Source organism: Limnospira indica PCC 8005, assembly GCF_000973065.1.
Lineage (GTDB): Bacteria > Cyanobacteriota > Cyanobacteriia > Cyanobacteriales > Microcoleaceae > Limnospira > Limnospira fusiformis.
The window spans coordinates 3362357-3375134 of record NZ_FO818640.1; the positions used below are offsets into that span (position 1 = coordinate 3362357).

General features: G+C 40.6%; 12 protein-coding genes. 7 read left to right on the top strand and 5 right to left on the bottom strand.

The window, feature by feature from the left end:
• Nucleotides 1–77 precede the first annotated feature (77 nt).
• Nucleotides 78–1667 (top strand): radical SAM protein, encoded by a 1590-nt coding sequence (locus XZ46_RS14615; protein ID WP_228116345.1) that lies wholly within the window; start codon nucleotides 78–80, stop codon nucleotides 1665–1667.
• Nucleotides 1668–1732: 65 nt separating this feature from the next.
• Here XZ46_RS14615 and dprA read toward each other — a convergent pair whose 3' ends face one another.
• Nucleotides 1733–2863, bottom strand: coding sequence for a DNA-processing protein DprA (gene dprA / locus XZ46_RS14620; protein ID WP_008051502.1), 1131 nt, complete (start codon nucleotides 2861–2863; stop codon nucleotides 1733–1735).
• Nucleotides 2864–3020: 157 nt separating this feature from the next.
• Here dprA and XZ46_RS14625 point away from each other — a divergent pair, with 157 nt between their 5' ends.
• Genes XZ46_RS14625 through XZ46_RS14640 form a run of 4 tightly spaced genes read left to right on the top strand, consistent with a single transcriptional unit; the run spans nucleotide 3021 to nucleotide 7424 of the window.
• A complete protein-coding gene (locus XZ46_RS14625) occupies nucleotides 3021–4376 on the top strand; it encodes an FAD-binding oxidoreductase (protein WP_006625130.1) in 1356 nt (451 codons plus the stop codon).
• A 55-nt stretch (nucleotides 4377–4431) separates the two neighbouring features.
• A complete protein-coding gene (locus tag XZ46_RS14630) occupies nucleotides 4432–5346 on the top strand; it encodes a polysaccharide deacetylase family protein (protein WP_046319471.1) in 915 nt (304 codons plus the stop codon).
• Nucleotides 5347–5402: 56 nt separating this feature from the next.
• Complete coding sequence (locus tag XZ46_RS14635) at nucleotides 5403–6923, top strand: hypothetical protein (protein WP_008051505.1); 1521 nt, start codon at nucleotides 5403–5405, stop codon at nucleotides 6921–6923.
• Nucleotides 6924–6953: 30 nt separating this feature from the next.
• Nucleotides 6954–7424 (top strand): M67 family metallopeptidase, encoded by a 471-nt coding sequence (locus tag XZ46_RS14640; protein WP_008051506.1) that lies wholly within the window; start codon nucleotides 6954–6956, stop codon nucleotides 7422–7424.
• Here XZ46_RS14640 and XZ46_RS14645 read toward each other — a convergent pair.
• Nucleotides 7421–8671 (bottom strand): MFS transporter, encoded by a 1251-nt coding sequence (locus XZ46_RS14645; protein WP_008051508.1) that lies wholly within the window; start codon nucleotides 8669–8671, stop codon nucleotides 7421–7423. The two genes, XZ46_RS14640 and XZ46_RS14645, sit on opposite strands and share 4 nt — an antisense overlap.
• A gap of 135 nt (nucleotides 8672–8806) precedes the next feature.
• On the opposite strand from XZ46_RS14645, the gene ruvA reads away from it, so the two are divergent.
• On the top strand, nucleotides 8807–9427 hold the full coding sequence (gene ruvA / locus XZ46_RS14650; RefSeq protein WP_006625125.1) for a Holliday junction branch migration protein RuvA: 621 nt from the start codon (nucleotides 8807–8809) through the stop codon (nucleotides 9425–9427).
• 159 nt (nucleotides 9428–9586) lie between these two features.
• On the top strand, nucleotides 9587–10381 hold the full coding sequence (locus XZ46_RS14655) for a DUF1963 domain-containing protein (protein ID WP_008051509.1): 795 nt from the start codon (nucleotides 9587–9589) through the stop codon (nucleotides 10379–10381).
• Between the two features lie 56 nt (nucleotides 10382–10437).
• Here XZ46_RS14655 and XZ46_RS14660 read toward each other — a convergent pair whose 3' ends face one another.
• The 3 genes from XZ46_RS14660 to XZ46_RS14670 are packed head-to-tail and all read right to left on the bottom strand — an operon-like array spanning nucleotide 10438 to nucleotide 12765.
• Nucleotides 10438–11145: a Uma2 family endonuclease gene (locus XZ46_RS14660; protein ID WP_008051510.1), complete on the bottom strand. Its 708-nt coding sequence runs from the start codon at nucleotides 11143–11145 to the stop codon at nucleotides 10438–10440.
• Between the two features lie 18 nt (nucleotides 11146–11163).
• The gene (locus XZ46_RS14665) at nucleotides 11164–11934 is read right to left on the bottom strand and encodes a Uma2 family endonuclease (RefSeq protein WP_048895105.1); all 771 of its coding nucleotides are present in this window, start codon (nucleotides 11932–11934) and stop codon (nucleotides 11164–11166) included.
• Between the two features lie 18 nt (nucleotides 11935–11952).
• Nucleotides 11953–12765 carry a Uma2 family endonuclease gene (locus XZ46_RS14670; RefSeq protein ID WP_048895106.1) on the bottom strand — a complete coding sequence of 271 codons (813 nt, stop codon included), beginning with the start codon at nucleotides 12763–12765 and terminating at the stop codon, nucleotides 11953–11955.
• Between the last annotated feature and the right edge of the window lie 13 nt (nucleotides 12766–12778).

Here is a 12778-nt window from a genome sequence, read left to right on the forward strand (position 1 = left end):
ATGACTATGGTGAGCAAGTTATACTTGCTAATTTAAATGATTCTCCGACCATAGGTCAGATAGTCAAATCTCCAACATTGAATAATATTGAAACCCGACTTTTATTGAAATTAGTACCCCATGATGGTATCTGTCAAAACTGTGCTTTTTTTCACCCCGAGCAAAGTTTTGAAAATCGTATACGCAAATTTCATTTAAACAAAATTCAAGTGGAAACATCTCTTTCTTGTTCTTTAAGTTGTTGGGGTTGTAGTCGAATTAAACAGGTTAGGCAACGGCGAGGTCAACTTTTTTTAGACAAGAAGCAGTTCCAAACTTTGATTGTATCTTGTGCAGAAGATAACTATAATATAGATTGGGTTGAATATTGCGGACAGGGAGAACCTCTGAACCACCCTGAGTTTTCTCAATTTGTGAAAATTGTATCTGAGTTTTTTCCCAATACCCAGCAGACGTTAACTACCAACGGTAATAACAACTTTAATCTATCTGTTGGAGAAGAAACCCTCCATCAAATTATTGTTTCTTGTGATGGAGCGTCCCAGGAAAAATATGAAATCTATCGAAGGGGAGGTGATTGGGAAAAGTGCATCCGTTTTATGAAGGATGCCGTTGCTAATAAGAATGCAAATAATCATCCCCATGTGATTTGGAAATATATCCTGTTTGACCATAACGATTCGGACGAAGAGATAGCAAAAGCTAACGAGATTGCTCAGAATATTGGTGTAGATAGATTATTATTTATTTTAACCCACTCTCAAGGTAAATCTAAACGCTATACCAACGAAAACTTCAGCGAAATTTTAAAAATAGCTCCCTCAGCCGTAATTAATTTGACCTGTGCGTTAATTAATTCTGCTCCCAGAAAATACTCTCATGTCTATGTAGGTAAGGCTACTGAGCAGTTGGGATTAGCGGAAAATAAACAGAAGTTTAGACTATATTTAGATGAAATAAAGATGATAGATAAACAACATTTATTGTTGAAAGGATGGGCGGCAAATTTAGACTTTTCACAGATTAAAAAACTCAAGGTTTTTGCTAACTCTAAGTTTCTGGGATATATAGAAGTTTCACATCTCAGAAGAGACGTTATGAAACACTTTCATATTAAGGAAAATACACAGTTTGGTTTTGCGGTAGTTCTGCCGACCAATGAGTTAAGTGTTCAGGACATTTTCTCGTTAGAAATTACCCCAGAAAGTTGGTCATTCACCAATTATGAAACTCACAAATATCTGGTTAATTTTACTCCTTTAACATCCTCCAATGGCTATGTAGGTAAGGCTACTGAGCAGTTGGGATTACCCGAAAATAAACAGAAGTTTAGACTTGGGTTAGATGAAATAAAGATGATAGATAAACAACATTTATTGTTGAAAGGATGGGCGGCAAATTTAGACTTTTCACAGATTAAAAAACTCAAGGTTTTTGCTAACTCTAAGTTTCTGGGATATATAGAAGTTTCACATCCCAGACAAGACGTTATCAAACAGTTTAATATTAAGGAAAATACACAGTTTGGTTTTGCGGGGGTTCTGCCGACCAATGAGTTAAGTGATCAGGAAATTTTCTCGTTAGAAATCACCCCGGAAAGTTGGTCATTCACCAATTATGAAACTCACAAATATCTGGTTAATTTTACTCCTTTGATGTTGAGTTAGGATGGTGGTAATAGTAAAAGTTGATGTTTTTGTAGTAGTTTCTTAAGGGGGAAAGTAGGGATTGATTATGCTCTCTGATATCGCATTCCGGGAAGCTGGGTAACTAACTCCAATAATTCTAATTGTAATAATTGGCTGGAGACAGTTGCGGCATCCATTCCCGACTGTTCAACAATTAAATCAAATGGTGTGGGTTGGGAGGCGATCGCATTTAATATTTTAGCTAAATCTGGGTCTAAATTAGGAGATTCTGGTCGGGGTTGGGTCTGTTCCAGAATAGAAAGCTGGGTAGGTGTGTCTAATTGAGGGATAGCGCCAAGTTGTTCTAGGAGTTGTTCAATGTCCACGGGAATCACGCCAGCACCGCCATCAATTAACTTTAGACAACCGTGGGATTTCTCATCATCTAAACGACCTGGTAAAACATAAACATCTCGGACAAATTCATTGGCAATACGGGCAGTAATTAAGGCTCCTGAACGTTGAGGTGCTTCCATGACAAATACTGCCAGACTTAGCCCAGCAATAATGCGGTTACGTCGGGGAAAATTGGTAGCGTTGGGTTTAGTGCCACTGGGAAATTCACTAATTAATAATCCCTGTTGTAATACCTGCTCACAAAGGGGGCGATTTTCTTTGGGATAAGCAATATCAACTCCCGTGCCTAAAACGGCTAGGGTACGTCCTCCTGCTTCTAAACAACTGCGATGAGCTTCTGTGTCGATACCTGCTGCCATTCCTGATACAATAGTAAAGCCATGGTGTGCTAGGGTGCTGCTAATTTTGCGAGTCCAGCGTCGTCCATATTCTGTGGGGTAGCGGGTTCCTACAATGCCAATGGTGGGGACATGGCCTTGATTTTCTTCGGGGTTGATTATTCCTCGGTAATAAAGCACTGGTGGTGGGGAGGGTATTTCTGATAAAAGCCGAGGATAATTTGGGTCGGCGGGAGTCCAAAAGTTAGGGTTTTTAATCAGATGATTTTGCAATAGTTGCTGGGGGTTAATTTGCGATCGCTCAGTGATCACTTTTTCTAAACTCTGTCTTCCGAACCCTTCTACAGAACCTAATTCCATGGGGGATGCCTGCCAAGCGGTGGCTAGACTTCCGAACCTTTCCTGTAATCTTTGAAGGGTGATGGGGCCGATACCATGAATTGTTGACCATGCCAGCCAGTAAACCCGTTCCTCAGACATTGGGGATTTTAATGAAAATTACATTTAACCAGTATATGCTACAATATAGTATAGCACAATATCCGCAAATCAGCAATGAATAAAAACTTGGTTTTTGGGAGAGAGAGCTGGTAATTGGCGGGGATGTGCGGTGAATTGAAATTCAAGGTAAAAGCAAATGACACGAGCAAGTGACCAGCACAACTGGGATGATTTTTGTGCCATGTTAGGAGAGATTGAAACGATAAGCGATCGCTCTCAGGTAGCCAAACTATCCCAAGACTACTACCACTTTAGCCCCATCTTAAAACCGCTTTTACAAGACAAAACGGGTGATATTGTAGTGCTTCCCCGTTCGGAATCGGAAGTTTTAAAAGTAGCTAAACTCTGCGTTGACTATCAGATACCCCTAACGGTTAGGGGAGCCGGAACCGGGAACTATGGGCAGTGTGTACCCCTGAAAGGTGGGGTAATTTTAGATATGTCTAAAATGAATAATATAGTCTGGATTAAGCCAGGTTGTGCCTGTGTAGAACCGGGGGTTAAACTAGCAGCATTAGACAAAAAAACTCGCGAAATTGGTTGGGAACTGCGGATGTTTCCCTCTACCTATCGGACAGCGACTATTGGGGGTTTTATTGGTGGTGGTAGTGGTGGTATTGGTTCGATTACTTATGGACAATTACGGGATAATGGCAACCTTCACGCCGTCCGTGTTGTCACCTTAGAAGCGGAACCTAGGATAATTGAACTCAGGGGAGATGCCGTGCAAAATATTAATCATGCCTATGGTACTAATGGCATTATTACCCAATTAGAAATACCTCTAGCACCTGTATATCCATGGGTGGAGTTAATTGTCACCTTTAACGAGTTTATGAATGCTGCGAAATTCGGTCAGGCTTTAAGTCAGTCCGATGGTATGATCAAAAAATTAGTTTCTATTTGCGCCGCCCCAATTCCATCCTATTTTATTCCTTTTCGTGAGATGATCCCATCTGGTGAACAGGCGGCACTGTTAATGGTAGCTGAAACTAGCCTCGAACCTTTACAAGAATTGATTAAAAATTTTCAGGGTAAAATCTGCTATCAAAAATCCACCCAGGAAACCGTAAAGGGTACAACTATCATTGAGTTTACCTGGAATCATACGACTTTACACGCTCGCAGTATAGACCCATCTTTAACCTATTTACAAACCCTATTTCCAGCCGACCCAGAATTAAAATTGATTCAGGAATGTTATGATTATTTTGGGGATGAGGTGATTCAGCATTTGGAGTTTCTGCGTACTGGGGGAAATTTACACCCAGCCGGGTTACCAATTGTCCGATTTACGAATGAAGCTAGGTTAAATGAAATTATCCAATATCATGAAGACCGAGGGGCAATTATTTTTAATCCCCATACCTACATTTTGGAAGATGGGGGAATGAAGAAGGTTGATCTACAACAATTAAACTTTAAACGAAAATATGATCCTCTAGGTTTACTCAATCCTGGTAAAATGAGAGGATGGGTGGATAATGGATAATGTAACTATCTCTGAAAGAGGGTTGGGGAGAGGCAGGTATAATGGTGGAGAATCAATGACTAATATTAACAGGTTTTTGGAGATATTAATAATTGCTAAAAGGCTATCTATACGGAGTATATGGCTATTACTGTTAAGTTTATTAAGTATAAGTGTTTCTGGTGCTAGTAAATCTCCATGGGTGAGAGTTCCTATCTTTGGATTTCATGATATTATTGATAGCCGGGAAGACTTAGTTAAATTTCAGCGTCCCCTAGTTAGTACAGATTACGAAAAACGCCAGCTTTATAGTTTTTTGAATTACCTAGTAGTTAATGATTATTGGTTTCTGTCTAGCCAGGATTTATTTGTTTATTTTATCCAAAAGTCTCAACCTATACCGGCTGAGTATGAAAACCGCAAGCCAGTGATGATTACCTTTGATGATGGTTATGCTGGGGTTCATGATCATGTACTGCCAATCTTAAAAGACTTGGAATATATTTATCGTGAAAAAGTGAAGGTGGTTTTATTTGTTAATCCTGCTTATATGGGGGTTAATATGCCTCCCTATATTCCTCATCTAAGTTGTGAGGATTTACGATATGGTTTTGCCAAGGGATATTATGATATTCAGTCTCACGGCTATTCTCATCAAAATCTGACTAAACTAGATGCTAATAATTTACGGATTGAGTTGGAATGGGGGAAATCTCAATTACGGAAATGTACCGAAGATTTAGATCGTAATCAATTAGTGGCTGCTCATATTGCTTATCCTTTTGGTGCGTTATCTACTCAATTAGAAAGATATCTGAGAGGCTATCATTTAACTGGGTATCTTTATGATAATCGAGTCTCCCGACCAACTCAGTTAAAAAATCCGTTCCGAATTTCTCGTATTCCGGTTAATAAAGACACCCAAATTCATGAATTAATTAAGATGGCAGAAATGGCTAAACCTGTGAAATTGTCTATCAGTGATAACTGAATTTTGGTAGTTGTGCTAATGTAGGACAGGATCATAAGCATACATATAGAGGAACTATGACCAGCTTTCCATCTAAATTGAGGAATTTGGCGGAAAAAAGTCAACCGTTGGATCGAGCGGCGATCACTTTGATGTTAGTTTTGGGTGTGTTAATTTTGGGGGTGGTTTTGAGTGGCGATCGCACTATTCCTCGTGTGCGAGAGTTCAGTTGGGCGAATAGGCTGGTAGGGGCGGAAGATAGGGCGTTTCTGTTGACATTTAACCGTCCGATGGACCGGGAGGGGGTAGAGAGAAATCTCCGCATTGACCCGCCTTTACCGGGAAAAATCAGTTGGGCGGGAAAGCGCATGGCTTATACTTTGCTAGATCCGGTTCCCTATGGTACGCCGTTCAGTGTGCAGTTACAAGGGGTAACGGATCAATTATATGAGAATCAGGAAGGTCAGTTAATTGAACCGTTTACGGGCTATTTTCGTAGTCGCGATCGCGCTTTTGTATATATTGGGGTGGAAGGAGACCAGGAAGGGAGACTGATGCTGGTGAATTTGTCTCAAGACCCGACACCTGTGGCTTTAACTCCTGAAAATTTAACGGTAATACAGTTTGAACCTTATCCGAGGGGCGATCGCATTTTGTTTTTAGCTATAGAAAGGGGTGATCGTAGTAGTGGACAGTTTGACCCACAATTGTATACTGTGATGACTGGTATTAACCCTGAATCTGTAGGTCAAGGTTCTTCAGCGCCTCAACATCGTGGTCAATTAGAAACAATTTTAGATAACAAATATTACAGTAACCTCCGATTTGATTTGTCTCGTGATGGTAAGGTGATTGTTGTGCAGCGGGTCAACAAAAAAAATCCGGTTGATGCTAGTCCTTGGGTGATTCGGGAGGGACGTTCTCCGAGACCTTTAGAAACTCAGGGGGGAAATTTTATGATTGCACCTGATAGCAAATCTTTGCTGATTTCCCAAGGGCCGGATCTGACGACTATTTTACCCTTAGAACCCAATGCTGAGGTGCTGGAATATTTACCCAAGTTTGGTCAGGTTTTGGGGTTTGCTGCCGATGGGTCGGCGGCGGCGCTACTAAAGTTTAATTCCGATGGAACCCGATCGCTATTTGTGGTGGATACGGTAGGTAATGAACGGGAATTATATAGAACTGCTGAGTTTGGCAATATTCTGAGTATCGATTTTGACCCTAGCCAGACAATTATTTATGCTCTAATTACTGAGCTAATTGAGGATAACGAGGAATACACAGAACAGCCTTATATTGTGGCGATCGACTTAAAAACTGAGGAGATTTTCCCGCTGGTAATTTTGCCGAATCAGCAACAAATTAATCTGAGTTTATCTCCCGATGGTCTGGCTTTACTGTTTGATCAAACTATAACTAGAATTATGGATGAAGAGATAGAAAACCGACCTCGTACTGATGGGGGAGATACTATTACCACGAGTCGCCTGTGGTTATTGCCTTTAGTAACGGATAGTTCAACAGATGCTAATGCTTCTCAATGGAAACCGGAAGAATTGCCGTTTTTGGGATTTAACCCCCGATGGCTACCCTAGGTAAGTAGATGGTTAATTGATGCCAAAATTATGTTAATTATCACCTCTGAACAAGTTGCTAAAATTCGGAATCATGCAGAACAAAGTTATCCCCAGGAGTGTTGTGGTTTGCTCATGGGGCGGCAAGACTCAGGCGATCGCAAAATGATTATGGAAGTTTGGTCGATGGAAAATGCTTGGAGTCCAGTCACTGCTGAGGTATTCCAAGGGTTAGACAATAGCCCCAATATAACCACTCGCCAAGAACGTTTTACGATCGCCCCAGAAGCGTTAATGAAAGCGCAAAAGGAGGGACGCGATCGCCATCTTTCGATTATTGGTATATATCATTCGCACCCCGATTATACTGCGATTCCTTCAGAATTTGATCGGGTTTGCGCCTGGTCGGAATACTCCTATATTATTGTTTCTGTGATCGGGGGTCAGGCTACTGACTTACTCAACTGGTGTTTAGATACTAACCATCAGTTTCAAGCTGAAGAATTGATATATAGGGATTAGTGGTTGAGATGCTTCATGGTTTTATGCAGATGCTGTAAAATGGCGATCGCTATCAAGACACTTAGGGCTAATCCTAACCAAAATTGGCTAATAATTTCCTGGGTTTGATCAAGGGCTAATCCCCCAAGAGGGGGGCCGATTAAATAACCGATCGCCCAACATTGAGAATTAATAGCTAAATAAATTCCTCGCAGGGAGTCCGGGGCCAGATTAGCCGCTAAGGACGAGGCGGCGGGGCTATAAGTAACTGTAGCGATCGCTAAAATTCCTAATCCCAGAATAGCTAAGGTTAAAGTTCCGGTTTTTACTATTCCCATTAACCCCGTAATTAAAAATCCTATGCCCCATAGTATAGCTGATACAATTAGGGCATGGGGGCGACTGAGAGGATTAAGAATGCGGGACATGGGGAGTAAAAGTAAGATGGCGATCGCTGTGTGTCCGGCAAACAGGGCGCTAATGGTGATGCTGGAAAATTCGGCTTTCACAAAGTTGTTAAGATATAGGGGAATGGTGCTATGAATTTGCGACATATAGAAGGTAAATAAAATATTGACTGCTGCATAAATTAATAGGGTGCGATCGCTTAAAGCCACCATCCAACTATTAGAAGATGCAGCGGATTCGGTATCTGTTGATATAATGGGGGGTTGGTAGGTTTCCGCTATCGCTAGATAAATCACTATAAAAAAGATGAGGAAAGACAATCCATCTAGCACAAATAACAGTCGATAAGCCCCCGTTGTGGCAATCACTACCCCACCCATGATAATGCCGACCTGTAAGCCGATATTATCCCCCAAACGAGTGATAGCATAGGCTTCGTTGCGGGTCTTTCCCGTGGTTAAATCAGCTACTATGGTTTCTGTGGCTGGCCAGTAAAGTCCGATACCTAATCCTAACAATAAATTCCCTAGAATTAACATCATAAAATTGGTGGTAAATGCTAGGACAAAAGATGAGAGGGCAGAAATTATCGCCGATACCAATAATGTCCAGCGCCGACCGAAGCGAGGAGAGTCACAACAAGACCCCCCGAAGACTCTCCCAATTACCCCGGAAATTTGGGCGCTTCCTAGCGCTATTCCTACGGCGGTTGAGGATAAACCTACCTGATTAACAAAGAAAATTGGCGCGTAAAATAGGGTAAATCCTGTTCCCGTTTGGGACAGTAGACGACCAACTGCTAAAATCCACACTTGTCGTGACAGTTGAGGTAGCCAAGACCAAAAGCGATTTGTACTCAAAACTATTGCCTTAATGCTATTTTGTATGTTGGCGATCGTAGCAAATTACAGTCAAACCGTGAATAGCTATCTCAACCAGAGTGAGTTTATTCGTTAGCCGGGGTTAATTTATGATAATTTGAGGAAAAATAGACTATGATTGGTTATTTAAATGGCACTGTAGCTGGTATTTATAAAAAGACGGGAAATAGAGTCTTTTTATGGCTTGATGTTAATGGAGTTGGTTATGAGTTGCAAATTTTACCCAGGATGCAGAATTTAGATGCTAAAATCGGCGAAAATTTACAGGTATTTACTCATCTACATATCCGGGATGATCTGATGGTTTTGTATGGGTTTAGCAGTATGGCGGAACGAGATCTATTTCGTCAATTAGTGAGTGTTAGTGGTATTGGTATGCAATTGGCGATCGCCCTTTTAGATACCCTCGCATTACCGGATTTAGTCCAAGCAATTGTGGGCGGAAATACCGGGATTTTAACTAAAACTCCGGGAGTGGGAAAAAAAACAGCCGAACGGATTACCCTAGAATTAAAAACCAAGTTATCAGAGTGGCGAAAACAAGCAGGACTTCCTACAGTTTCCACATCTAATTTAAGTGCAGAAATCCAAGAGGAAGTAGAAATATCTCTGTTGGCTTTAGGTTATACCACTTCCGAAGTTATGCAAGCCTTAAAAGCTATTACATCTCATCCTAATTTATCAGAAAATAATAGTGCAGAAGATTGGATTAAATATGCGATATCGATTTTATAGAGACAAAGCCGACATGGAACCAATCAACAATATAGTCACAATTAGTGTTATTATAAATAGCAGTTAAGATATGATTTGTCTTTGACCTAGCAACTTTCGCCAAACTATGCTAAAACAGTATCAAGTTCTTTAAGACTGTGCGCCGTCGCAGTTTTATTTATGGTAACACCTCGCTTGTTAGAAGATTTACCCCCGGAGTTTGAATCTCTGCGTTCTTTCCTGGTTAGTAATGTGCAACCCTATATTAATCTGGCTTTTAATAAACAGGGTTTTTTAGCCAAAGACCTCAGCAATGATCCCCTGAAGTTGTGGGAAACTAAGGTCGGAGGGTTGCCCTATTTACCCAAGGGAATGGAGTATCCTTGCGATCGTCAAACTGGGGAAATGATGATGTTTTTACTCCAGATTAACTGTGCGGAGGTTCCTTCTCTCCCCGGGTTTAAATTGCCATCTCAGGGTCTATTACAGTTCTATTCTAGTCTCAGTGTCCCCATGTGTGTACTGGGTCCAGAACCACACCGGATTATCTATTTCCCAGAAATTTCTCAAGATGAAAGCACCCTGGTCACAGATTTTAGCTTCACCCTAGATAAGCGTTACAGGGATGAATGGTATCACCATATTTATACAATCGATTTTTCTGTAGGAGAGGATATATTTTGGGATTATTGCTACAATAGTATTCCCGATAAATTGACAGACATTGGCGATGAATTTGACGAATGGTTTTTAGATTATCAGCCAGAAAATCAAGTTGGTATTAACGCTAAAATGGCAGGATTTCCAGAGTTTCATTCCTATGTACCAGAAGTTTTACATAATGCCAAAGGACAATTATTATTAGAATTTAATCATCCTTTTCATTGTTCTGATTATTTATATTTCTATATTGACGAAGAACAGCTTATTAAAGCCGATTTTGGCGGTGTTCAATCCTATTTTATGAGGGCTTGAAAGCTGTCAGAGATTTAAGTATTTCTAATGTCTGTAAATTATTTAACCCGCATTATTTACAACTGTTCAGGGTCAATCCCCAACTCTCGCAATTTAGCAGCTAGTTTGTCTTTCTGTTGTCGTTCAACTTCTAACTGCTGTTGAGCTTCCGTAGCTGATTCTTCCGGAGTCGGGACTAAAACACCATCAGGACTAAAAAAGCGGAGTTGACGATTTTCTATCCCTAAGAATAGTTGCAGTTGTTCACTCCATAAATGTCCCATATCATTGGGGGTTATCGGTTGATAGGTTCCCTGAATTAACGCAAATCCTTGAAACTCTAAACTCTCCGGGTCAAACCAGAAATATTCCGGAGTGCGAAAAATATCCTGATAGATTTTCTTTTTCTCAGTCCGGTCAGTCTTAGCTGTGGAACTTGATAATAACTCGACAATGATATTAGGATATTTTCCCCCTTCTTCCCACACTACCCAACTTTTCCGCGATCGCCTTTCCGTATCTAACACCACAAAGAAATCTGGTCCACGAAAATCCGATGATTTTTTCTGATGAGGACTATAATAAATAGTCAGGTTTCCCGCATCAAAATAATCATTTCGGTCTCGCCATAACCAGTCTAGGCATTTAATTAGTAACAAGATTTGTTGTAAGTGTAAATAGCTTGACAATGGCAACTCCTGACTTTCTAAATCTCCGGGTGGAAACTCGATATCTTCCCATTCGGCTGAGGTTTCCAGTGATGCTAACTGTTCCGTAACTGTCATAATTTTTACCTCAATTATCTACAACTGTTCGGGGTCAATTCCTAATTCTCGCAGTTTAGCAGCTAGTTGGTCTTTCTGTTGTCGTTCAATGGCTAACTGATTTTGGACGCTACCCAATTGATTTTGAGTGGTTACTAACTCATTTTGAACACTTCCTAACTGCTGTTGAGCTTCCGTAGCTGATTCTTCCGGAGTTGGTACTAAAACACCATCAGGACTAAAAAAGCGGAGTTGACGATTTTCTATCCCTAAGAATAGTTGCAGTTGTTCACTCCATAAATGTCCCATATCATTGGGAGTTATTGGTTGATAGGTTCCCTGAATTAACGCAAATCCTTGAAACTCTAAACTCTCCGGGTCAAACCAGAAATATTCCGGAGTGCGAAAAATCTCTTGATAGATTTTCTTTTTCTCCGTGCGGTCAGTCTTAGCTGTGGAACTTGATAATAACTCGACAATGATATTAGGATATTTTCCCCCTTCTTCCCACACTACCCAACTTTTGCGCGATCGCCTTTCCGTATCTAACACCACAAAGAAATCTGGTCCACGAAAATCTGATGATTTTTTCTGATGAGGACTATAATAAATAGTCAGGTTTCCCGCATCAAAATAATCATTTCGGTCTTGCCATAACCAGTCTAGGCATTTAATCAGTAACAAGATTTGTTGTAGGTGTAAATAGGTTTCCAATGGCAACTCCTGACTTTCTAAATCTCCGGGTGGAAACTCGATATCTTCCCATTCTGGTGAGGTTTCCAGTGATGCTAACTGTTCCGTAACTGTCATAATTTTTACCTCAATTATCTACAACTGTTCGGGGTCAATTCCCAACTCTCGCAGTTTAGCAGCTAGTTGGTCTTTCTGTTGTCGTTCAATGGCTAACTGATTTTGGATGCTACCTAATTGATTTTGAGTGGTTACTAACTGATTTTGGATGCTACCTAATTGATTTTGAGTGGTTACTAACTGATTTTGGACGCTACCTAACTGTTGTTGAGCTTCCGTAGCTGATTCTTCGGGAGTGGGTACTAAAACACCATCAGGACTAAAAAAGCGGAGTTGACGATTTTCTATCCCCAAGAATAGTTGCAGTTGTTCACTCCATAAATGTCCCATATCATTGGGAGTTATTGGTTGATAGGTTCCCTGAATTAACGCAAATCCTTGAAACTCTAAACTCTCCGGGTCAAACCAGAAATATTCCGGAGTACGGAAAATATCTTGATAGATTTTCTTTTTCTCAGTCCGGTCAGTCTTAGCTGTGGAACTTGATAATAATTCCACAATGATATTAGGATATTTTCCCCCTTCTTCCCACACTACCCAACTTTTGCGCGATCGCCTTTCAGTATCTAACACCACAAAGAAATCTGGTCCACGAAAATCCGATGATTTTTTCTGATGAGGACTATAATAAATAGTCAGGTTTCCCGCATCAAAATAATCATTTCGGTCTTGCCATAACCAGTCTAGGCATTTAATCAGTAACAAGATTTGTTGTAGGTGTAAATAACTTTCCAATGGCAACTCCTGACTTTCTAAATCTCCGGGTGGAAACTCGATATCTTCCCATTCTGCTGAGGTTTCCAGTGATGCTAACTGTTCCGTAACTGTCATAATTTTTACCTCA